Below are 21,626 nucleotides of genomic sequence, written 5' to 3'. Positions count from 1 at the left end.
CGCCGACATGCACTGAGATTCCATAGAGAATCCGTACAACTCCAACTCCCCGACGCGTGTCAAACCGACAGACGGCGAAGGGGAGTTGGTGGCTGTGACGAACACTAACGGGAGACGCGCGGGGATAGCGCTCGGACTGACCGGGCTCGTGGTCCCGCTGACGATGGCACTCGGCAGCGCGCCCGCGCACGCGGCCTCGTGCACGACGTCCACGGGCCCGTACCAGAGGCAGGTGGAGAAGTTCCTGGGCCGCCCGGTGGACGGAAAGCAGTCCGCGGCCGACTGCAAGGCGATCCAGACCTTCCAGGGCTGGCACGGCATCAAGCCGGCCATCGGCTACGCGGGCGTGATCACCTGGCGCACCATGAACACGATCCTCCAGCAGCGGGCGGCCGGAAAGACGCCCAACAAGGCGGGCAAGTGCCCCGTCAACAAGGGCCGTATCGCGTGCGTGGACCTCACGCGCCAGCTGACCTGGATCCAGGACGGCGCCAAGCTGAAGTACGGCCCGGTGCCGGTGCGTACGGGCAAGGACGGCACCGAGACGCGGACCGGCGCCAAGAAGATCTACTGGCGGAGCATCAACCACTGGTCGACGCTCTACAACGTACGGATGCCGTATTCGCAGTTCTTCGACCGCGGACAGGCATTCCACTCCACCACGAAGTCCATGTACAACCCGCCGGGCTCGGGCGGTTGTGTGAACATGCGGCCCGCGGACGCGAAGGCATACTGGAACCTGCTGAGAAACGGCGACGACGTCTACGTCTACGGGCGCAAGCCCGGAACCTGACCCCCACTGTCAGTCCCCTCCTGTAGGTTCCGAAGGGCTGGTGCCGATGGGCGACAGGGGTGGACCCGATGAGTGATCTGGCAACGACGAAGGATCTCGATTCCCGGCTTGAGCAGTACCGGCGCGAGCTGACGGGCTACTGCTATCGCATGCTGGGCTCCGCCTTCGAGGCGGAGGACGCCGTCCAGGACACGATGGTCCGGGCCTGGCGCAATTTCGAGAAGTTCGAGGGGCGCTCGTCCCTGCGCTCCTGGCTCTACCGCATCGCGACGAACGTCTGTCTGGACATGCTCAACGCCGGCAACCGCCGGGCCCGCCCGATGGATCTCACGGCCCCCACCCCGGTGGCCCAGGCACAGCTCACCTCCCGCCCGGAGATCACCTGGCTGGAGCCGGTGCCCGACGGGCGGGTGCTGCCGTCGGTCGCCGACCCGGCCGAGACGGCGGTGGAGCGGGAGACGATCCGGCTGGCGTTCGTCGCGGCGTTGCAGCATCTGCCGCCCAAGCAGCGGGCGGTGCTGATCCTGCGCGAGGTGCTGGCCTGGAAGGCGAGCGAGGTGGCGGAGCTGCTGTCCACCTCGGTCGCCTCCGTCAACAGCGCACTGCAGCGGGCGCGGGCCACGCTCGCCGAGTCGGAGCCCGCCACGACGGACGCTGCCGACCCGCTCGACGAGGAGCAGCAGAAGCTCCTCGACCGCTATGTCGCGGCCTTCGAGGGGTACGACATGAAGGCGCTGACGGCGCTGCTCCACGAAGACGCGACCATGTCCATGCCGCCCTACGACCTGTGGCTGCGCGGTCACGACGACATCGTGGGCTGGATGCTCGGTGTCGGCGAGGTCTGCCGGGGCTCGAAGCTGGTCCCGACCGTGGCCAACGGCTCCCCGGCTTTCGCGCACTACCACCCGAGCCAGAGCGGCGAGGGGTACGAGCCGTGGGCGCTCATCGTCCTGGAGATCAGGAACGGCATGATCGGCGGGATGGACTTCTTCCTGGACACCAAGCGCTGGTTCCCGCTGTTCGAGCTGCCGCCTCTGCTGGACAAGGAGGGCGCGCCCACGGGCGGGGCGACGGGCGGGGCGACAGGTTAGCCCGCGGTCAGGCGACGGCCTCGCCGAAGCCCACCAGATCAAGGAGCGCCCGCAGCTCGGGCCGGGCGTCGCGCAGCCGGATCCGGCACCCCTGGCGCCGGGCGGTGAGCTGCAGCCGGGCGAGAGCGTTCACGGCGGCAAGGTCGGCGTGGGTGAGTTCGCCGACGTCACAGATCACCTCGGTGGCATCGCCGTGGATGAGCCGCACGGCCAACTCCTCGCACAGGCGCGGCACATCGGCCGGTGACACTCTCCCGGCGATGCGCACGACGACGGGCTGCGTGGCGTCCACACCGAAGGGACTGTCCCTGCGGCCGGAACTCATCGCGATACCCGGTCTGCGCCCATGACCCACCTTCCCGTCCCTGGCAGGGGCGGATATGCCCTGCTCTGTGGACCGCCCGGCGGTGCGAATCTCATCGGCTCGTCGCCTTCCGGCGCGAAAACGGGACCGGTGGCTCGCGCCGCCGGTCCCGTTCCCGTACTCGTTCCCGTACTGACAATGCGTCAGGCGATACGGTCCAGCACGATCGGGTTCGCGGTGAACTCCGTGCCCGCCGGGGCGATGTCGTACGCCGACTTCAGCGAGTCCAGCGCGTAGTCGAACTTCGCAGGGGTGTCCGTGTGCAGGGTCATCAGCGGCTGCCCCGCCGTCACCTGCTCGCCCGGCTTGGCGTGCAGCTCCACGCCCGCGCCCGCCTGCACCGGGTCCTCCTTGCGCGCGCGGCCCGCGCCCAGGCGCCAGGCGGCGATGCCGACGCCGTACGCGTCGAGGCGGGTGAGCACACCGGAGGCGGGTGCGGTCACCACATGCTGCTCGCGGGCGACCGGGAGCGTGGCGTCGGGGTCGCCGCCCTGGGCCGCGATCATGCGGCGCCAGACGTCCATCGCGGAGCCGTCGGCGAGGGCCTCGGCCGGGTCCGCGTCCTTGATGCCGGCCGCTTCCAGCATTTCGCGGGCCAGCGCCAGCGTCAGCTCGACGACATCGGCGGGGCCGCCGCCCGCCAGGACCTCGACGGACTCGCGCACCTCCAGGGCGTTGCCCGCGGTGAGGCCGAGCGGGGTGGACATGTCGGTGAGCAGAGCGACGGTCCTGACTCCGCTGTCGGTGCCCAGCGCGACCATGGTGGAGGCCAGTTCGCGGGCGTCCTCGATGGTCTTCATGAAGGCGCCGGTGCCGACCTTGACGTCCAGGACCAGGGAGCCGGTGCCCTCGGCGATCTTCTTGGACATGATCGAGGAGGCGATCAGCGGGATGGCCTCGACGGTGCCGGTGACATCGCGCAGCGCGTAGAGCTTCTTGTCCGCGGGGGCCAGGCCGTCGCCCGCCGCGCAGATCACCGCGCCGGTGGTGTCCAGGACGTGCAGCATCTCCTCGTTGGAGAGCAGTGCGCGCCAGCCGGGGATGGACTCCAGCTTGTCGAGGGTGCCGCCGGTGTGGCCGAGGCCGCGGCCGGACAGCTGCGGTACGGCGGCGCCGCACGCGGCGACGAGGGGCGCGAGCGGCAGCGTGATCTTGTCGCCGACGCCGCCGGTGGAGTGCTTGTCGGCGGTGGGGCGGGAGAGCGCGTCGAAGTTCATGCGCTCGCCGGAGGCGATCATTGCGGCGGTCCAGCGGGCGATCTCCGTACGGTTCATGCCGTTCAGGAGGATCGCCATCGCCAGCGCCGACATCTGCTCGTCGGCGACCTCACCGCGCGTGTAGGCGTCGATGACCCAGTCGATCTGCTCGGGGCTCAGCTCGCCCCGGTCCCGCTTGGTGCGGATGACGGAGATGACGTCCATGGAATTCCTCCAGAGTGGCTCAGAGTCGCTCTACGCGCATAGAGAAAGCGTAGGGGAACGGCCCTTCCGCTGGAGCGGAAGGGCCGTCGTGTACTAGCCGAGATGCCCGGGGCCGAAGGCCTGCGGAAGCATCTCGGAGAGCGGGAGTACCCCTGCCGGGGTCTCCACCAGCAGCTCGGGGCCGCCGAATTCGTACAGCAGCTGACGGCACCTGCCGCACGGCACCAGGATCTCGCCCCGGCCGTCCACGCAGGTGAAGTGGGTCAGCCGGCCGCCGCCGGTGGCCTGGAGCTGGGAGACCAGGCCGCACTCCGCGCACAGGCTGAGCCCGTACGAGGCGTTCTCGACGTTGCAGCCGATCACCGTGCGGCCGTCGTCGACGCGCGCGGCCACGCCGACCGGGAAGGTCGAATAGGGGGCGTACGCATGCAACATCGCCTCGCGCGCCAGCTCGCGCAGCGCGTCCCAGTCGAACTCCCGGTCGGCGTCTTTCACTTGCCCTGACCCCTCTTGTACGGCAGGCCGTCGGCCTTGGGCATTCGCAGCCGCTGCGCGGACAGCGCCAGGACCAGCAGCGTGGTGACATACGGCGCGGCGTCCACGAACTGGCTGGGCAGCGCGTCGGTCAGTGCGTACCAGGCGTACAGGCCCGCGGCGACGAAGAGGCAGATCGCGGCCTGCCAGTGCTTGCTCTTGTACAGCTGCCAGGCGAAGGCCAGCACGAGCAGGATCGCCAGCAGCAGAAGCATGGCGTGGACGTTCTCGGCGCCGCCGCGCAGCTTGAGGCTGTCGGTGAAGCCGAAGAGTCCGGCGCCCAGCGCCGTGCCACCGGGCATCCAGTTGCCGAAGATCATCGCGGCGAGACCGATGTAACCGCGGCCGCCGGTCTGGCCCTCCTGGTAGATGCCGGTGGAGACGATGGCGAGGAAGGCGCCGCCGAGTCCGGCCAGGCCACCGGAGACGAGGACGGCGATGTACTTGTACTTGTAGACGTTGACGCCGAGGGACTCGGCGGCGACGGGGTTCTCACCGCAGGACCGCAGCCGCAGGCCGAAGGCCGTGCGCCACAGCACCCACCAGGTCCCGGGGACCAGCAGCAGCGCCACGACGGTCAGCAGCGACAGGTTGGTCACCAGACCGCCGAGCGCACCGGCCAGGTCGGAGATGAAGAACCAGTGCCTGGCCTGCAGGTCCGCCAGCCAGTCCGAGAGTCCCGGAATGGTGATGTCGTAGATCTGGTCGATGCGGGGGGACTGCTTGGAGGAGCCGCCCTCGGCCTCGCCGAAGGTGAAGTTCGACAGATAGCGGGTGACGCCGACGGCCAGGATGTTCACGGCCACACCGGAGACGATGTGGTTGACGTTGAACGTGACCGTCATGACCGCGTGCAGCAGACCGCCGAGCGCGCCGCCGACGATGCCCAGCAGGACACCGGTCCAGGGGCCCCACTGGTAGCCCGCCCAGGCGCCGAACCAGGTGCCGAGGATCATCATGCCCTCGAGGCCGATGTTGACCACACCCGCGCGCTCGGCCCACAGACCGCCGAGTCCGGCGAGGCCGATCGGCACGGCCAGTTGGAGGGCTCCGGCCACCTGGCCGACGGAGGTGAGGTCGTTGGCACCACTGATCACCCGGACCAGCGAGAACAGCGCGAGGCCGCCCGCGATGATCAGAAGGATCACGGGCAGGGACAGCTTGCGGCGTCCGCCGCCCTTCTTGGGCGCGGTGGACACCATCGAGACGCTGCTCGTGGACTCGCTCATGCCGCGACCTCCTCACTCTTCTTGGCCTGCGCGGCAAGCTCCTCGCCGACCTTCTGCTGCTGTCGGCGAAGCCCGTACTGGCGCACGATCTCGTAGGACACGACGACCGCGATCACGATCAGGCCCTGCATGATCGTGGCGATCTCCTTCTCGTAGCCGTGCTGGTCCAGCTCGGCCGAGGCCTTGTCCAGGAACGAGAGGAGCAGTGCGGCGAAGAAGATGCCGATCGGGTTGTTGCGCCCGAGCAGGGCGATGGTGATGCCCGTGAAGCCGACACCGACCGGGAAGCTCAGGCTGTAGGTGTGGGTGTCGCCCAGCAGCAGCGGCAGACCGGCAAGTCCGGCGACCGCGCCGGAGATCAGCATGGCGGTGAGGATCATCTTCTTGGCGTCGACGCCGCTCGCCTGGGCGGCGGACTCGCTGGCGCCGGTGGCGCGCAGGTCGAAGCCGAAGCGGGTGCGGTTGAGCACGAACCAGTAGACGATGCCCAGCGCGAAGGCGACGAAGGTGAAGCCGTAGATGGTTCCGCCGTCGACGTCCACGCCCGGGAACCAGCCGGACTCGGGAATCTCGCCCGTGGTCAGGTCGTTGGAACCGGGCAGCTGCACACCGAGGTTGGCGGGCAGGATCATCCAGGCGATCAGGCTGGTGGCGATCGCGTTCAGCATGATCGTGGAGACGACCTCGCTGACCCCGCGGGTGGTCTTCAGGACACCCGCGATACCGGCCCAGATGGCTCCGACGCCCATGGCGACGAGCACGATCAGCAGGATGTGGATCGGGCCCGGCAGATCGACGTTGGCACCGACGACGGCGGCGAGCATCACCGCGAGGCGGTACTGGCCGTCCACACCGATGTTGAACAGGTTCATCCGGAAGCCGATGGCGACGGCGAGTGCGGCCAGGTAGTACGTACCGGTCGTATTGACGATGTTGACCTGTACGTCGGTGAACTGGGCCGTGTCGTACATGATTTGGTACGGCTCGATCGGATCACGGTCCGAGACGAGCAGCACCACCGAGGTCAGCGCGAAGGCCACGACCAGCGCGAGCGCCGGGCCGGCGATGCCCAGCAGCAGCCGGTCCTTGTCGAACTTCTTCATCGGCCCTCACCGTTCTCAGGCTGCTCGGGTGCTTCGAGGTGGCCGGTGGCAGCTCCGGTCATGGCCGAGCCCAGCTCCTCCGGGGTGATCGTGGCGGGGTCGGCGTCCGCGACCAGCCGGCCCCGGTACATCACCCGCAGGGTGTCGGAGAGCCCGATGAGCTCGTCCAGGTCGGCGGAGATCAGCAGCACCGCGAGGCCCTCGCGGCGCGCCTCGCGGATCTGGTCCCAGATCGCCGCCTGCGCGCCGACGTCCACGCCACGGGTGGGGTGCGCGGCGATCAGCAGCTTGGGGTTGTGGCTCATCTCGCGGCCGACGATCAGCTTCTGCTGGTTGCCGCCGGAGAGGGAGGCAGCGGTGACCTCGATGCCGGGGGTGCGCACGTCGTACTCGCGCACGATCCGCTCGGTGTCCTTGCGGGCCCCCTTGAGGTCGAGCAGGCCCCGCTTGCTGTTGGGCTCCTCGGTGACATGGCCGAGGATGCGGTTCTCCCAGAGCGAGGACTCCAGGAGCAGACCGTGCCGGTGGCGGTCCTCGGGGATGTAGCCGATGCCGCCCTCGCGGCGCTTGCGGGTCGGCGCGTGCGAGATGTCGTCGGTGTCGAGCGTGATGACACCGCCGTCGGGGATGCGCATCCCGATCAGGGTCTCGATGAGCTCGGTCTGACCGTTGCCCTCGACACCGGCGACACCCAGCACCTCGCCCTTGTGAATGGTGAAGTTGATGCCCGCGAGGACCTCGCGGACGACACCGTCGGGGTCGGTCACAGTCAGCTTCAGGTCGGAGACCTGCAGCATCGGCACGTCCGTCACCGTCGACTCACGGGTCTCCGGCGAGGGCAGCTCACTGCCGACCATCAGCTCGGCGAGCTGCTTCGTGGTGGTGGTGTGCGGGTCGGCAGTGCCGACCGTCGTACCGCGGCGGATGACCGTGATCTCGTCGGCGACCCGCAGGACCTCGCCGAGCTTGTGCGAGATGAAGATGACCGTGAGGCCCTCGGCCTTGAGGTCGCGCAGGTTGTCGAAGAGCGCGTCGACCTCCTGAGGGACGAGCACGGCGGTGGGCTCGTCGAGGATCAGGGTGTGGACGCCGCGGTAGAGGACCTTGAGGATCTCCACGCGCTGGCGGTCGGCGACACCGAGGTTCTCGACCAGGGCGTCGGGGCGCACGTTCAGGCCGTACGCCTCCGAGATCTCCTGGATCTTCTTACGGGCACGGGCACCGATGCCGTAGAGCTTCTCGCCGCCGAGAACCACGTTCTCCAGGACGGTGAGGTTGTCGGCCAGCATGAAGTGCTGGTGGACCATGCCGATGCCGCGCGCGATGGCGTCGGCCGGGCTGTGGAATGTGACCTGGTCGCCGTCGATGGTGATGGTGCCCTCGTCCGGCTTCTGCATGCCGTAGAGGATCTTCATCAGGGTCGACTTGCCGGCACCGTTCTCACCGACGAGGGCGTGCACAGTGCCCTTGCGGACGGTGATGTCGATGTCGTGGTTGGCGACGACGCCGGGGAAGCGCTTGGTGATGCCGCGCAGTTCTACGACGGCAGGAGGGCTGGACGCGTTGATGACGCACTCTCCTTGGCGGGAAAGGAGCCTGGAGGGCAGGCGGGACAGGCTGCGGAAATACGGGCAGGGGGCGGGGCGAAGTTATCGCGTCCCAGCAAGCTCTACGCGCGTAGCACAGCCGAATAACAAAAACCGATGGCCAGAACCCGGGCCGGGGCCCGGAGGGGCGGCTGTGTGCCGCCGTCTCCGGACCCGTATGCCTTCTGTCCTGGCGCGCCCGACTACGGAGCGGTCTTGACCGTGATCGTGCCGTCGGTGATGGCGGCCTTGGCCTTGTCCACCGCTGCGGTCACGTCGGTCATCTTGGTGTAGGCCGGGTTGGAGGCGGCCAGGCCGACACCGTTCTTGGCGAGGCCGTAGCGGATCTCACCGGTCTGCGGCTTGCCGTCCTCGACCGACTTGATCAGGTTGAAGACCGCGCCCGAGACATCCTTGGTCACCGAGGTGAGGATGGATGCCTTGTAGGCCGCGAGGCCCTTCTGGTTGTACTGGTCGGAGTCGACACCGATGGCCCACTTCCCGGCCTTCGACGCGGCCTCGATCGAGCCCGAGCCCGCCAGACCGGCGGCGGCGTAGATCACGTCGGCGCCCGCGTCGATCTGGCCCTGCGCGGCGGCCTTGCCCAGGTCGGGCTTGGAGAAGCCACCGAAGTCCGGCGGCTGCGTCAGGTACTGGACCTTGACGGTGACGTTCTTCTTGGTGTCCTTGACGCCCTGGACGTAGCCCGCCTCGAACTTCTTGATCAGCGGGGTCTCGACGCCGCCGATGAAGCCGACGATGTTCGACTTGGTCACCTTGGCGGCGGCGACGCCGGCCAGGTAGGACCCCTGCTCCTCGTTGAAGACCAGGTTGGCGATGTTCTTGCCGGTCTTGGAGGTGTCGTCGATGAGGCCGAAGGTGGTGTTCGGGAACTTCGGCGCGACCTGGGCGATGGCGGGGGCGTACGCGAAGCCGACACCGATCACCGGGTTGTTGCCGGCGCGAGCCAGCGACGTGAGGCGCGAGACCTTGTCCGGGTCACCCTCACCCTCGGTGGGCTCCGCCTCGGTGCCGTCGACCTTGAGGTCCTTCTCGGCCTTCGCCAGGCCGGCGTAGGCGGCGTCGTTGAACGACTGGTCGCCGCGGCCGCCGATGTCGTATGCGATGGCGACCTTGCCGCCGTTGTCCGAGCTGGAGTCGGAAGACGAATTGCCGCCACATGCGGTGGCGGACAGCGCGAGAGCCGCGGACGCGATGCCCACGGTGGCGATCCTGGTGATCCGGCGCACTGAGGGGCTCCTTAAAACCTGACCGAAAGCGCCAGTTCCGGCGCTGGTTTCGCGGCGATCGTAACGCGCGTAGATGTCAGTTAAAGCCCTGTTCATGAGTCGTTATCGTATCGTCGCGAACAGGCCATCAGCTTTGCGCGCAGTAGCGGCTCGAGAACGCAAGGTACACCCGCCGGGCCCGCCGCTCGGCCCTGTTACACGGCAGGGTGGCTTATTTCCAGGAAACCACTCGTGTGGGCGGCGGACCAGAGGAGCAGGCACACGAGATGCCGACGCGGAGCGTCGGCGACTGACGACAACGCAGCGAGCGTGCGTGCCAGGGCACGCGAACCCGGCAAGATCCGAACGACAGGCCCTAGACGCGCTCGGCGTCCAGCAGCGCGGCCGCGGTGAAGAGCTCGACACCGACCTGGATCGCGTGCTCGTCGGCGTCGAAGTCACCCCGGTGCAGATCACGGCGCGTCGTGTCGCCGGGCGTGCGCACGCCCAGCCGTGCCATCGCGCCCGGGACGTGCTCCAGGTACCAGGAGAAGTCCTCGCCGCCCAGGCTCTGTTCCGTGTCCTCGATCGCGCCTGATCCACGGCGCGCGGTCTGTGCGTCGCGCAGCAGCTCGGTCACGGCCGGGTCGTTGACCACCGGCGGGACTCCGCGGATGTAGTTGATCTGCGACTTGGCCCGGTGCAGCGTGGCGATCTCGTCGATGGCGGCGTGCACCAGGTCGGGGGCGGCGCGCCAGCCCGGCAGATCCAGGCAGCGCACCGTTCCGGACAGTTCGGCGTGCTGCGGGATGACGTTGCAGGCGTGGCCCGACTCGATACGGCCCCAGGTGAGGGCGAGCCCGGAGCGGGCGTCGACGCGGCGGGCGAGCAGGGCGGGGACGTCGGTGACGATCCTGGCCGCGGCCGTGACCAGGTCGGTGGTCAGATGCGGGCGGGCGGTGTGGCCGCCGGGGCCGTCGAGTGTGACCTCCAGACGGTCGCAGGCGGAGGTGATGGGTCCGGGCCGCAGCCCGATGACGCCCGCGTCGACCCGGGGGTCGCAGTGAACCGCGATGATCTTGCCGACGCCGTCCAGCACACCGGACTCCATGGCGTCGGGCGCGCCGCCCGGCAGGACTTCCTCGGCGGGCTGGAAGATCAGCCGGACGGGCTGGGGCAGCAGCCCCAGCCGGTCGAGCTCGGCCAGCACGAGCCCGGCGCCGAGGACCGTGGCGGTGTGCACGTCGTGCCCGCAGGCGTGCGCCCGGCCGGGGACGGTGGAACGGTAGGGCACCTCTGTCTTGGTGTCCGGGATGGGAAGCGCGTCGATGTCCGCACGGATGGCGAAGAGGGGACGTACCCCGTCCCAGCTGCCGATGTCACAGATGAGCCCGGTTCCGATGGAGAGCACGCGCGGCTTCAGCCCCGCCTGCTCCAGGCGCGCCTTGAGCGCCGCCGTGGTGCGGAACTCCTGGTTGCCAAGCTCCGGGTGCATGTGCAGGTCGCGGCGGAAGGCGATGAGCTCGTCGCGCAGCCGCTCGGAGAGCGTGCCTGGCAGTGCGGCTTCCCCGGGCTGGTCGGCCTCGGACTCGCGGGACATCAGTTGGTTCACCTGTTGAAGAGTAGGCCCAGACAGGGGTCAACTGACCACTGATCAACAAAAGTTCAACCCGATAGGGGAAGGAAAGATGGCCGCGAGGTGCATAGTTGCACGCTCGTGTGGGTAAGCTCACTCCTCTTCTCTACCGTAGCGCGAGTGGGCGAGCGCGCCTCTTATGCAGGGGCCGGCAGCCGCTGGACGTCGCGGGCCGTCCCCGTGACTCCAGCCAGAAATCCCTGGGCCCGCGGGGATGCGCTGTCTCTGAGCCACTCCGGGGCGATGTCGCAGACGGCCACCTGGACGCCCGTACCCACCAGGGCGAGCGGCAGGGTGTGCACGACCGTGGACGGAAAGCTGAGGACCGTACGGCCGATCGGGCCACGGCGGGCGATCAGCTCCAGCGGCAGGTCCGGGCGGACGATCTCCAGGCCGGTCTCGACGGCGAGGCGGTGGAGCTTGTCCGAGCTCTCCCGGCGGTGGGCGAAATAGCGGGTGGCGCCGTGCGTACGGGCCAGGGCGGCAACCGCCTCGACATACTGGTCAAGGTCCACGACCCCCGTCTCCACCAGGGACGTGCCCACCAGGTCCGCGCCCCGGGTGATCTTGGGCGGGCCGAAGCGGGAGCGGGTCCACGCGAAGCGGTTCGCAGTGACGGTGATCCCGGGCGGCGGCTCGACCGGCATCGAGGTGAAGACCTCGACCTGGCGGCTGCGGGAGGGCGTGAGCCTGCGGCGGGCCAGAAAGGTGACGGGCGCGAGGACGAGTTCGCGCGGGCCCCGCCTGCCGCGCCGGTGCCAGCGCACCAGCTTCTCGCCGCGCGCGAGCTGCGCGACGAACTCCATCGTTGCTGTGCCGTCGTCGACGATGGTCAGATCCCTGCTGCCGGTCATGGTCAACAGGAGCTGTACGTAGCGCGAGAACGGGTCACCTATGACGATGCGCTCGGCCCGGTGGAGCATCGGGGCCAGCTCCCGCACCGTCTTCAGCGGGGCCTTCGTCCCGCCGCGCGCCTCCTGCCAGCGCACCGTGAAGCCCTCGTCGCGGGCCAGCTCCGCCATCCGGCGCAGCTGGCCCCGCGACATGGGGTCGGTGGGCGACAGGACGACCACCGTGAGTTCGGCAACCGGCAGGCGTGCCGCCGCTGCCGGTCCGGCCGGCTGTGACGGGACCCGGTCCAGCGTCGCACCGGGCCTGGAGTGGGCCCACTCCAGGACGTTCAGGAGCTGGACCGGACTCTCGACGAAAGCGAGATTCACTGAAGTTCACCTCGTGATGCCGGGACGGCCCGAGCGCCACTGCGACCGGGGGTCCGGGGGTTGCCCCCCGGGGAGACACAGCACTGAAATTCACCGCGTGATGCCGGGACTGCCCGAGCGCCGCTGCGACCGGGGGTCCGGGGGATACTCCCCGGGGAGACGGAGCACTGACATTCACCGCGTGATGCCGGCTGGGCCGGCCCGGCCTGCCTGTGCGGCCGGGGGTCCGGGAAGGGCTTCCCGGGGTGAGACAGCACGGCGGCCGGGCCCGTCAGACCGCGGCCGGCTCGCGGTCGTCGGCCTCGGCGACGACGCCCGCGACGCGGCGCAGCTTCTTCATCGGGGCGAGCTCGGAGTCGTAGACCTTCTTGACGCCGTCGCCGAGCGCTGTCTCGATGGTGCGGATGTCGCGGACCAGGCGCTGCAGGCCGCCCGGCTCGACGGAGGCCGCCTGGTCGGAGCCCCACATGGCGCGGTCGAGGGTGATGTGGCGCTCGACGAACGCGGCGCCGAGCGCGACCGCGGCGAGCGTGGTCTGCAGGCCCGTCTCGTGGCCGGAGTAGCCGATCGGGACGTTCGGGTACTCGCCCTGGAGGGTGTTGATGACGCGGAGGTTGAGCTCCTCGGCCTTGGCCGGGTACGTCGAAGTGGCGTGGCAGAGCAGGATGTTGTCGCTGCCGAGCACCTCCACGGCGTGACGGATCTGCTTCGGCGTCGACATGCCGGTGGAGAGGATGACCGTCTTGCCGGTGGCGCGCAGGGCGCGCAGCAGCTCGTCGTCGGTGAGCGAGGCGGAGGCCACCTTGTGCGCGGGGACGTCGAACTTCTCCAGGAAGGCGACTGCCTCGGTGTCCCACGGGGAGGCGAACCAGTCGATGCCGCGCTTCTTGCAGTGCGCGTCGATCTGCCGGTACTCGTCCTCGCCGAACTCGACACGGTGGCGGTAGTCGATGTACGTCATCCGGCCCCACGGGGTGTCGCGCTCGATGTCCCACTGGTCGCGCGGGGTGCAGATCTCCGGGGTGCGCTTCTGGAACTTGACCGCGTCGCAGCCGGCGTCGGCGGCGGCATCGATGAGCGCAAAGGCGTTGTTCAGGTCGCCGTTGTGGTTGATGCCGATCTCACCGGTGACATAGACGGGGTGGCCGGGACCGGCGGTCTTGGTGCCGAGGGTGCGCAGGCGGGACGGGCTCATGGGGGTCGTTCCTTACTTCTCGGGGGAGTTGTGGGACGTGGCAGGGGTTGCGGGGGTGTTCTCAGGGGTGTTGAGCGTCGGGCCGAGGAGCCAGGAGGCGATCTCGCGGATCGCCCCCTCGCCGCCACGCGTGGAAGTGACGGCGCGCGCCGCGGCACGTACGGAGCCGTGCGCACTCGCGACGGCCACGGGCCAGCCGACGAGGTGGAAGCACGGAAGATCGTTGACGTCGTTGCCGACGTAGAGCACCCGGTCGGGGGCGATGCCCCGCTCCTCGCACCACTGCTTCAGCGCGAGGTCCTTGCGGTCGATGCCGTGCAGGACCGGGATGTCGAGCTTGCGGCCGCGTGCGGCGACGACCGGGTTCTGCTCGGTCGACAGGATCAGCAGTTCCAGGCCAGCCCTGCGCAGATGCGCGATGCCGAGGCCGTCGCCGCGGTGCACGGCGACCGTCTCGTGGCCGTCCGCGTCGATCCAGACGCGGTCGTCGGTCTGGGTGCCGTCGAAGTCCAGGACGACGGCGTCGACGTCCTCGCGCGTGGGCTGCGCGGGCGTGTCGAGGAGCGGCGCGAGCGCGCGGGCCCGGGACAGGTCGTGCGGGTCGTCGACTTCGAGGACCCGCGCGGGGTCGGTGCGCACGAGCGCGGTGCGGCCGAAGAAGCGGTGCCCGGCCTCCCGGAAGCCGGTGGCGGACATCGCGTACGCGGCCCCGGTCTCCAGGAAGTCCTGCGGCCGGTCCTGGCGGCGGGGCCGGAAGGACGCGTCGTGGTTGACGCCGTATCCGCGGGCCGCGGCGGTGTCGACGAGCACCGCGGTGGAGCCGCCGACGCGCTGGGCGCCGATGACCGCCGGGCCGCCGTCGCTTTCGTCCTCGCGCCAGACGAAGCCGTGGAAGGGGGCCACGGTGACCGCGCTGTCCGCGCCGCCTTCGATGACCGCGGACGCGACGCCCTCGACGTCCTCGCGGGTGAGGAAGGGGCTGGTGCACTGGACGAGCAGGACCACGTCCACGGGCGCGCCGTGCATCGCCTCGTGGGCGTCCATCGCGTGCAGCACCGCGGCCTCGCTGGTGGCGGTGTCCCCGGCGATCGCGGCGGGACGCAGCACCACTTCGGCTCCCGCGGCGCGTGCCGCTGCCGCGATGTCCGCGTCGTCCGTGGAGACCACCACATCGGTGACCAGGCGGGCGGCGAGGCTCTCGCGCACGGCTCGTGCGACGAGCGGTACACCGGCCACGGGGGCCAGGTTCTTGGCCGGTACGCCCTTGGAGCCGCCCCGGGCGGGAATCACGGCGAGAACGGTCATCGGTGCTCCTGAGTACGGAAGTGGAGAGGTGGCGCCGGCGCGGGCGGGCGTCACAGTTCGCCCATCCGGCGGATGACAGGGGCGACGCGCTGCACGCCGTGGCGGTACGCGCCGCGCGCCGCGTTGCGTACGGCCTCGCGCACCACGCGCCTCAGTCCGCTGGTCTGCGCCTTCGGGGCCGCGCCCGGCAGGGGGGTGCCGTCGGGGGCCAGGTGGTGGCGGGCGAGGATGCCGGGCAGATAGCCGGGCGCGGTGGCGGGGGTGTAGTACGGCGCGATCGGCGCGAGCTCCGGCCCCTCAAGGAGTTCGGCGACGCGCTTGCGGGCCGCGTCGAAGGCGGTGTCGTACGCACCGTCGGCGGCGACGCCCTGCCGCGCCAGCCAGTCCTGGTCGGGGACCGGACGGTGGCCGCCGTCCAGCTCGTCCCAGGAGGCCAGCAGCCCGGAGCCGAGGAAGTGGTGGTTGCCGAGCGCCTCGCGCACGCCCAGGTCGCTGAGGACCGCGGTGGGCACGCCCCGGTGCAGGGACTCCAGCGCGGCCGTCGAGGAGACCGTCACCAGCAGGTCGGTACGGTCGAGCACCTCGCCCATGTGCCCGTACACGAGCCGGAAGTTGGGCGGCAGTCCGCCGGGCAGCTTGTCGGCGAGCTTCTGGTAGGGCAGCTCTTCGAGGTGTGTGGTGTGCTCGCCCGGCTTGGAGCGCAGCTTCAGCAGCACCTCGCGGTGCGGGTGGAGCCTGGCGTGCTCGACGAGCCGGCGCAGCAGATAGGTGCGGTCGGCGCGGGACTCGGGCACGGAGGGCTGGGCCGCGAAGACGACGGTGTCGCGGCCGTCCTCGGGCTCGTAGGGCGCGCCGCCGAGGAAGGGCAGCGCGGCCTCGGTGACGGACGAGGCATCGGCGCCCACGCCCTCGTACACCGCGCGGAATCGGTCCGCGTCGTGCCGGGAGTTGGCGAGGACGACATCCGCGCCGTGCCGCAGCAGCAGGCCGTCGGCGAGCTTTTCGTATACGACTCCGACGTAGCCGGTGACGACGACGGGCCGCTCGGTCAGACGCAGTGCGGCCATTCCGTGGAGCATCGCCTGCACGGCACCGCCGACGAGGGCGAGCACGACCACGTCGTACCCCTCGTCACGTATCGCCCGCAGGAACTCGTTCCTGGTGACCTCGCGCAGCTCGTCGGCGCTCACGTTGACCTCGGCGAGCTGGCGGGCCGTGGGAGTGGCCCGGCCGCGCAGCAGAAAGCCGCTCAGCTCGATGGGGTTCGTCGCGTCGTCCGGGGCGATACGGCGCGCGGTGAGCGCGCCCCATTTCCACCGGGTGTCGGAGTCGGCGAGCACGGCGACCCGTACGGCCTCGCTGGTACTTGATGGCACGTCGAGGACGTTAGAAAGGCATTCCGTTTGACGGCCCAACTGGACCGCAACAGATGGTTAACAGCGTGTCGACGGTTGGCGAAAATGCCAGGGAATCAGGCTGGTTAACCATTCCGCCATTCTTCGTTCACCCATCATCTCTCCCAGGGACAGGGCGAATGCCGGGTGGCGACCTAACCTCACGCGGGTGGTTAAGCTCTCCGTCATCGTGCCGTTCTACAACGTGCAGACATACGCGCCCGACACACTCAGAAGTCTCCAGGCGAACGCCCGCGAGGACTTCGAATTCCTGCTGGTCGACGACTGTTCGACGGACGGGACACCGGAGATCCTCGAGCGCGCGGAGCGTGAGGTTCCGGGCGCTCGGCTGATCAGACATGAACAGAACGGCGGGCTCGCCACCGCGCGCAACACCGGCCTCGACGCCGCGAGCGGGGAGTACCTCACCTTCCTGGACGGCGACGACTGGCTGGCGCCCGGCCACTACGAGACGCTGCTCACGGCCATCGAGGAGCTGGGCTGCGACTTCGTCCGCACCGACCACGTGCAGTGCACGGCAAGGGCTCGCACGGTCCATCGTGTCCCGGTCGGCCGGCGCGGCGAGGTGTTGCGGCCGCGTGACGTGATCCTGCCCGCGGACCGCTCCACCGGCGTCGACTATCCGATGGCATGGGCGGGGATGTACCACCGGCGGCTCGCCGAGCGCGGGCTGCTGCACTTCACCGACGGACTGCGCACCGCCGAGGACCGGCCGTGGATCTGGCGGCTGCACCGCGAGGCGGAAACTTTCGCCGCGATCAGCCACTTGGGGATCTTCTACCGACGCGGCGTTGCATCATCCCTGACACAAATCGGTGACATTCGGCAGCTCGATTTCATCCGCGCATTCGACCAGGTGCTCGAAGAAACGGCGAAGGATCACGATTCCGCTCGCCTTCTTCCAAAAGCCGTGCGAACGTACTGTGCCGTTATTTCCCACCACCTGGGATCAGTTGAGAGGTTCGAACCCGCAGTGGCGCGGAAATTGCGTGCGATGAGCGCGGCGGCACTGAAACGGATGCCGCAGGACATTTTGAAGGAAGCGCTCGACTCGATGGACTCCGAGCGCGCGTCCAGGCTGCGCAGGCTGCGCCGCCGCCCCTCTCTCTCGGCGGAGGCCGCGGCCTGATGCGTACGACCCAGATCTTCTACGCGTCCTCCCTGTACGGGGCCGCAACGCTCGCCGCGGCGATCGACAGCGGCGCCTTCGCCACCGCCGACCGGCGCCTGCTCCTGGTCGCCAACAACGCCACGACGCCCGAGACTTCGCCCCCGCTCGACGCGATGCCCGGCTTCGAGCAGCTGCGGGGCCGCTTCGACGGGGTGCTGTCCTGGAACGAGGCCATCGCCCCCTTCCATCCGGGAGGCTGGTCCCCGCGCCTGGACGACATCCCGATGTGGGAGCGGTATCTGCGGATGCTGTGGGACCTCGGCGACGACAGCATCGAGCTGGCGGTCGAGTCCATCCAGGTCACCCCGGCGCTCGCGATCGCGCAGCTCTTCCCGGACGCCAAGCTGGACGTGTACGCGGACGGGCTCATGAGCTACGGCCCCACCCGCAACAAGATCGACCCGCTGGTCGGCGAGCGGGTGCGCACGCTGTTCCACCTGGACCTCGTACCGGGTCTGAAGCCGCTGCTGCTCGCGGAGTTCGGCGCCGAGCCGAAGGTCGTGCCGACCGAGGCCTTCGTCAAGGTCGTCGCCGAACTCGCCGACACCGTGACCGACCTGGCACCCGTCGATGGCGACGGTCCGGCACTGCTGCTCGGCCAGTACCTCGCCGCGCTCGGCATCATCACGCACGAGGAGGAAGAGGCCCTCCATGTGCGGATGGTGCGGGGCGCGGTCGCGCTCGGCCACCGGCGGATCGTATTCAAACCGCACCCCACAGCGCCGGCGTCCTGGACGCGCGCGCTGGAGCGCGAGGCCGAGGCACTGGAGGCGGAACTGACCGTCCTGGACCGGCCGATCATCGCGGAAGCGCTCTACCGTCAGCTGCGGCCCGCCCTGGTGGCGGGCTGCTTCTCGACCGCGCTCTTCACGGCGAGCACCTTCTACGGCATCCCCGTCGCCCGGATCGGCACGGAGCCGCTGCTCGACCGGCTCACGCCGTACCAGAACAGCAACCGGATCCCGGTGACGCTCGTCGACGCACTGGTCCCGGACCTGGCGCTCGGCGAGTCCGGCACGCCCAAGGAGGCGGACGACACGCTGAAGGGCCTGGTCACCTCGGTCGGCTACGCGATGCAGCCGCAGCTGCGGCCGGATCTGCGGGAGGCGGCGGTGGCGCATCTCGGCCGCCACCTGGACTCGCGCACGATGCGCTACTTCAAGCGGCGCAGGCTGACGGTGCTGGGCCTGCCGGGCGGGATCCCGGTCCCGCGTCACGCGGCGGTCCGGCGTGTGGTGCGCAGGGCGCGCCGCCTGAAGCGGGTGGCGCTGGGCTGAGTTTTCAGCCCGTCCGGCGTTTGAGGACTGGGGGTCTGGGGGCGAAGCCCCCAGTTCCCGCAGGCGTCACCTCCGCAGCACCGCTCCCACCCCCCCCACCACCGCCGCCAGCCCCACCTCGAACCCCTCCGCGTGGCCGCGGAAAATCTCCTCCCCCGCCGCCGCCGCGAGCGGATACTCCGCGAGCCGCTCGGCGCGCGCCGCAAGGTCGTACCCCTCCGCGCCCGTCGCCGGGTCCGGCCCCATCGACTGTTCCTCGATGACGTAGCCGATCGTGTAGCTGTACGCGGTGAGCCACGCCCGCGCCGCCGCGCCCGGCGTGAAGCCCGCCTCCGTGAGCAGGCGCAGATGCGCCTCCATCGGCGCGGCGTAGCTCGTGTCCGTGAAGTGCGTACCGCTGTAGACCTTCGCGCCGTCCCGGTAGCGCAGCAGATGCTCCCGCAGCCCCCGCATCGCCGCGGCGAGGACCTCCGGCCAGTCGCCCCGCGGCTCCGACGGCGCGAGGTCCGCCGCCATCCGCCGCACCATCTCCGTGGCCATCTCGTCGAGCAGCGCCTGCTTGTCCTTGAAGTGCCAGTACAGCGCGGGCGCCTTGACGTCGAGCTCCTTGGCGATCGCGCGCAGCGTCAGTCCTTCGAGGCCCACTTCGTTGAGCAGGCGAAGGGCGGCCCGCGCCACCCGGGTCCGGTCGAGTCGTTCAGCAGCCACCTTGACAACTTAACAGCGTTAAGCTCATCCTTCCAATCATGGAACTTAACAGCGTTAAGGAAACGGACGTACTGGTCGTGGGGGCCGGACCCACCGGGCTCGCCCTCGCCTGCGATCTGACCCGCCGCGGCGTGCGCGCCCTCGTCGTCGAGCAGTCGGACGCCCTCTTCCCCGGCTCCCGCGGCAAGGGCATCCAGCCCCGCACCATGGAGGTCCTCGACGACCTGGGCGTGGTGGACGCGGTCCTCGTGTCGGGCGGGGCGGCCCCGGTCGGGATGGTCTGGCAGAACGGCACCCGGCAGGGCGAGCACGACATGTTCGAGCGCCCCGGGCCCACGGATTCCGCGCCGTACGGAGAGCCCTGGCTGCTCCCGCAGTGGCGCACCCAGCAGATCCTGCACGCCCGGCTGACCGAGCTCGGCGGCAGCGTCGCCTTCGGCACCACGCTGACGCGGATCACCCAGGACGAGCACGGCGTGAGCGCGCAGCTGTCGACCGGGACGGTGCGCGCCGCCTACGCGGTCGCGGCCGACGGCGGCCGCTCCACGGTGCGCCGGGCGCTGGGCATCGCGATGACCGGCGAGGACGTCGACCCGGCGCCGATGCTGGTCGCCGATGTCCGCATCCCCACCCTGGACCGGCTCAACTGGCACGTCTTCCCCGGCGACGGCGCGGGCTATCTCGCCCTCTGCCCGCTGCCGGGGACGGACGACTTCCAGCTGGTGGGCCAGTGCACCGACGGCGAGCCGGACATCTCGCCCGCGGGCGTACGGGCCCTGGTCGCCGGCCGCACCCATCTGACCGCCGACGAGGTCACCGAGATCCTGTGGGCATCGGACTTCCGGCCGCGCGCGGCGATGGCCGAGCGCTTTTGTGAAGGGCGGGTGTTCCTGGCGGGCGATGCGGCCCACGTCCACTCCCCCGCCGGCGGGCAGGGCCTCAACACCAGCGTCCAGGACGCGTACAACCTAGGCTGGAAGCTCGGCCAGGTACTGCGCCACGGCGCGCCCGGGTCACTGCTCGACACCTACGAGCAGGAACGGCTCCCCGTCGCCGCGCAGATGCTCGGCCTGTCGACCCGTATCCACCGGGGCGAGGAGCAGCGCGGCGCGGCCACGATGCAGCTGGGCCTCGGCTACCGCGGCGGCCCGCTCGCCTCCGGCTCGGCGGGCGCACTGGAGGCGGGAGACCGCGCCCCGGACGGCCCGCTGCCCGGCGGGCAGCGGCTCTTCGACCTCTTCCGCGGCCCGCACTTCACCCTGCTCGCGGTCGGCACGGACGCCGAACTGCCCCTGCTGGAGGGCGAGTTGGTGCATATACACCGCATCGAGGCGTACGAGCCGTACGGCAAGGGCCTCTTCCTCGTACGCCCGGACGGCCATGTCGGCTGGGCGGGCGAGGACACGACCGGCCTGAACGACTACCTCGCGAAGGTCAAGCGCTGCTGAGCGAGAGCTTCACCGCGAAGCCCAGGAAGAGCGCGCCGGCTGCCGACGTCGCCCCCGCCGACAGCCGCTTGCGGCGGCGGAAGGCGGGCGCAAGATGGGTGCCGGTGAAGATCAGCAGGGTCAGATAGAGGAAGCTGGCCAGCTGCGCGAACGCGCCGAGCACGACGAAGGACAGCGCCGGATAGGCGTATCCGGGATCGACGAACTGCACGAAGAAGGCGATGAAGAAGAGGATCGCCTTGGGATTGAACAGGCTGATCACCAGCGCCTTGCGGAACGGCCGCTCAGCGGCGGGCGCATCGGCGGGTGCCGACTGCTCGGCCGTCAGCTCCCGGCGGCTGCGCCACATCGACCACGCGGCGCGCAGCATCCCGAACGCCAGCCAGGTCAGATAGCCGGCGCCCGCGAACTTCACGATCCCGAAGAGCAGAGCATTGCCCTGAAGCAGCGAGGCGACGCCCGCCGCGGACAGCACCATCAGCACGGTGTCGCCGCACCACACACCGGCGGCGGCCTTGTAGCCCGTACGCACGCCACGGCGCGCGGCGACCGAGAGCACGTACAGCGAGTTCGGCCCCGGCAGCAGAACGAGCAGGACGAGGCCTGCGAGATAGGTCGGCAGGTCGGTAACACCCAACATGAGGCGGAGTGTCGCACATGGGTACGACACTCCGCCTCTGTGTTCCGTATCGCGGAATGGATCAGCAGCAGATGCGTGCACCGAACATGGCGGCTCCTGTCGCGAGGAGAACCACGACCAGGCGGGCAGTCCAGTTGTCCTTCTCGATGGCCTTCCGGATCGTCCGCCAGAACTCCCCTGCCATAACGCCTCCTTGGCATCGTGCGGGCTTCGACGCCCGATGACCAGTCGGCTCACTTTCCGCTGCGCCACGGCGGCCGG

General features: G+C 69.9%; 20 protein-coding genes. 5 read left to right on the top strand and 15 right to left on the bottom strand.

Annotated elements, in window-relative coordinates; translation table 11 throughout:
- The first annotated feature begins 163 nt into the window (after positions 1-163).
- Positions 164-793: a L,D-transpeptidase gene (locus tag OOK40_RS26895; RefSeq protein WP_266487659.1), complete on the top strand. Its 630-nt coding sequence runs from the start codon at positions 164-166 to the stop codon at positions 791-793.
- Positions 794-861: 68 nt separating this feature from the next.
- The gene (locus tag OOK40_RS26890; RefSeq protein ID WP_266486866.1) at positions 862-1,884 is read left to right on the top strand and encodes a sigma-70 family RNA polymerase sigma factor; all 1,023 of its coding nucleotides are present in this window, start codon (positions 862-864) and stop codon (positions 1,882-1,884) included.
- A 7-nt stretch (positions 1,885-1,891) separates the two neighbouring features.
- Here OOK40_RS26890 and OOK40_RS26885 read toward each other — a convergent pair whose 3' ends face one another.
- The 12 genes from OOK40_RS26885 to OOK40_RS26830 form a co-directional block, all read right to left on the bottom strand.
- On the bottom strand, positions 1,892-2,209 hold the full coding sequence (locus tag OOK40_RS26885) for an STAS domain-containing protein (RefSeq protein ID WP_266486865.1): 318 nt from the start codon (positions 2,207-2,209) through the stop codon (positions 1,892-1,894).
- A gap of 182 nt (positions 2,210-2,391) precedes the next feature.
- Positions 2,392-3,669, bottom strand: a complete 1,278-nt coding sequence (locus tag OOK40_RS26880) for a thymidine phosphorylase (protein WP_266486863.1) — start codon at positions 3,667-3,669, stop codon at positions 2,392-2,394.
- Positions 3,670-3,762: 93 nt separating this feature from the next.
- Positions 3,763-4,164, bottom strand: coding sequence for a cytidine deaminase (locus OOK40_RS26875; protein WP_266486862.1), 402 nt, complete (start codon positions 4,162-4,164; stop codon positions 3,763-3,765).
- Positions 4,161-5,432, bottom strand: coding sequence for an ABC transporter permease (locus OOK40_RS26870; protein WP_266486861.1), 1,272 nt, complete (start codon positions 5,430-5,432; stop codon positions 4,161-4,163). The genes OOK40_RS26875 and OOK40_RS26870 overlap by 4 nt, the downstream gene beginning before the upstream one ends.
- Entirely contained in the window at positions 5,429-6,535 is a 1,107-nt protein-coding gene (locus tag OOK40_RS26865) for an ABC transporter permease (RefSeq protein ID WP_266486859.1), read from the bottom strand. The genes OOK40_RS26870 and OOK40_RS26865 overlap by 4 nt, the downstream gene beginning before the upstream one ends.
- Positions 6,532-8,070 carry an ABC transporter ATP-binding protein gene (locus tag OOK40_RS26860; RefSeq protein ID WP_266487658.1) on the bottom strand — a complete coding sequence of 513 codons (1,539 nt, stop codon included), beginning with the start codon at positions 8,068-8,070 and terminating at the stop codon, positions 6,532-6,534. The genes OOK40_RS26865 and OOK40_RS26860 overlap by 4 nt, the downstream gene beginning before the upstream one ends.
- Positions 8,071-8,324: 254 nt before the next feature.
- Positions 8,325-9,371 carry a BMP family protein gene (locus tag OOK40_RS26855; protein WP_266486858.1) on the bottom strand — a complete coding sequence of 349 codons (1,047 nt, stop codon included), beginning with the start codon at positions 9,369-9,371 and terminating at the stop codon, positions 8,325-8,327.
- 355 nt (positions 9,372-9,726) lie between these two features.
- A complete protein-coding gene (locus tag OOK40_RS26850; protein WP_266487657.1) occupies positions 9,727-10,950 on the bottom strand; it encodes an amidohydrolase in 1,224 nt (407 codons plus the stop codon).
- Positions 10,951-11,123: 173 nt separating this feature from the next.
- Positions 11,124-12,206, bottom strand: coding sequence for a hypothetical protein (locus OOK40_RS26845; RefSeq protein WP_266486856.1), 1,083 nt, complete (start codon positions 12,204-12,206; stop codon positions 11,124-11,126).
- A gap of 271 nt (positions 12,207-12,477) precedes the next feature.
- Complete coding sequence (locus tag OOK40_RS26840) at positions 12,478-13,401, bottom strand: N-acetylneuraminate synthase family protein (protein WP_266486854.1); 924 nt, start codon at positions 13,399-13,401, stop codon at positions 12,478-12,480.
- Between the two features lie 12 nt (positions 13,402-13,413).
- Positions 13,414-14,706, bottom strand: coding sequence for an acylneuraminate cytidylyltransferase (locus tag OOK40_RS26835; RefSeq protein ID WP_266486853.1), 1,293 nt, complete (start codon positions 14,704-14,706; stop codon positions 13,414-13,416).
- A gap of 50 nt (positions 14,707-14,756) precedes the next feature.
- Entirely contained in the window at positions 14,757-16,082 is a 1,326-nt protein-coding gene (locus tag OOK40_RS26830; protein ID WP_266486851.1) for a DUF6716 putative glycosyltransferase, read from the bottom strand.
- Between the two features lie 187 nt (positions 16,083-16,269).
- Between OOK40_RS26830 and OOK40_RS26825 the strand changes: the two genes are divergently transcribed.
- Complete coding sequence (locus OOK40_RS26825; protein WP_266486850.1) at positions 16,270-17,250, top strand: glycosyltransferase family 2 protein; 981 nt, start codon at positions 16,270-16,272, stop codon at positions 17,248-17,250.
- Positions 17,250-18,569, top strand: a complete 1,320-nt coding sequence (locus tag OOK40_RS26820; protein WP_266486849.1) for a polysialyltransferase family glycosyltransferase — start codon at positions 17,250-17,252, stop codon at positions 18,567-18,569. The genes OOK40_RS26825 and OOK40_RS26820 overlap by 1 nt, the downstream gene beginning before the upstream one ends.
- A 66-nt stretch (positions 18,570-18,635) precedes the next feature.
- Here the strand turns inward: OOK40_RS26820 and OOK40_RS26815 are convergent, their stop codons facing one another.
- Positions 18,636-19,277: a TetR/AcrR family transcriptional regulator C-terminal domain-containing protein gene (locus OOK40_RS26815; protein WP_266486848.1), complete on the bottom strand. Its 642-nt coding sequence runs from the start codon at positions 19,275-19,277 to the stop codon at positions 18,636-18,638.
- Between the two features lie 38 nt (positions 19,278-19,315).
- On the opposite strand from OOK40_RS26815, the gene OOK40_RS26810 reads away from it, so the two are divergent.
- Positions 19,316-20,725, top strand: a complete 1,410-nt coding sequence (locus OOK40_RS26810) for an FAD-dependent monooxygenase (protein WP_266486846.1) — start codon at positions 19,316-19,318, stop codon at positions 20,723-20,725.
- Here OOK40_RS26810 and leuE read toward each other — a convergent pair.
- Positions 20,712-21,365 carry a leucine efflux protein LeuE gene (gene leuE, locus OOK40_RS26805; RefSeq protein ID WP_266486845.1) on the bottom strand — a complete coding sequence of 218 codons (654 nt, stop codon included), beginning with the start codon at positions 21,363-21,365 and terminating at the stop codon, positions 20,712-20,714. The two genes, OOK40_RS26810 and leuE, sit on opposite strands and share 14 nt — an antisense overlap.
- Positions 21,366-21,426: 61 nt before the next feature.
- Entirely contained in the window at positions 21,427-21,549 is a 123-nt protein-coding gene (locus tag OOK40_RS26800) for a hypothetical protein (protein WP_266486843.1), read from the bottom strand.
- Positions 21,550-21,626: the final 77 nt, after the last annotated feature.

It is taken from the genome of Streptomyces sp. NBC_01481 (assembly GCF_026339995.1).
Taxonomy (GTDB): domain Bacteria; phylum Actinomycetota; class Actinomycetes; order Streptomycetales; family Streptomycetaceae; genus Streptomyces.
Note: the sequence above shows the minus strand (reverse complement) of the source record. Positions and strands in the feature narration are given on the sequence as shown.

Bases quoted from the DNA above. Each gene is read 5' to 3' on its own strand.
- OOK40_RS26810 (WP_266486846.1), top strand. From the start codon at position 19,316: ATGGAACTTAACAGCGTTAAGGAAACGGACGTACTGGTCGTGGGGGCC.
- OOK40_RS26820 (WP_266486849.1), top strand. From the start codon at position 17,250: ATGCGTACGACCCAGATCTTCTACGCGTCCTCCCTGTACGGGGCCGCA.
- leuE (WP_266486845.1), bottom strand. From the start codon at position 21,365: ATGTTGGGTGTTACCGACCTGCCGACCTATCTCGCAGGCCTCGTCCTG.
- OOK40_RS26835 (WP_266486853.1), bottom strand. From the start codon at position 14,706: ATGACCGTTCTCGCCGTGATTCCCGCCCGGGGCGGCTCCAAGGGCGTA.
- OOK40_RS26885 (WP_266486865.1), bottom strand. From the start codon at position 2,209: ATGAGTTCCGGCCGCAGGGACAGTCCCTTCGGTGTGGACGCCACGCAG.
- OOK40_RS26800 (WP_266486843.1), bottom strand. From the start codon at position 21,549: ATGGCAGGGGAGTTCTGGCGGACGATCCGGAAGGCCATCGAGAAGGAC.
- OOK40_RS26895 (WP_266487659.1), top strand. From the start codon at position 164: ATGGCACTCGGCAGCGCGCCCGCGCACGCGGCCTCGTGCACGACGTCC.
- OOK40_RS26840 (WP_266486854.1), bottom strand. From the start codon at position 13,401: ATGAGCCCGTCCCGCCTGCGCACCCTCGGCACCAAGACCGCCGGTCCC.
- OOK40_RS26850 (WP_266487657.1), bottom strand. From the start codon at position 10,950: ATGTCCCGCGAGTCCGAGGCCGACCAGCCCGGGGAAGCCGCACTGCCA.
- OOK40_RS26880 (WP_266486863.1), bottom strand. From the start codon at position 3,669: ATGGACGTCATCTCCGTCATCCGCACCAAGCGGGACCGGGGCGAGCTG.
- OOK40_RS26865 (WP_266486859.1), bottom strand. From the start codon at position 6,535: ATGAAGAAGTTCGACAAGGACCGGCTGCTGCTGGGCATCGCCGGCCCG.
- OOK40_RS26870 (WP_266486861.1), bottom strand. From the start codon at position 5,432: ATGAGCGAGTCCACGAGCAGCGTCTCGATGGTGTCCACCGCGCCCAAG.
- OOK40_RS26890 (WP_266486866.1), top strand. From the start codon at position 862: ATGAGTGATCTGGCAACGACGAAGGATCTCGATTCCCGGCTTGAGCAG.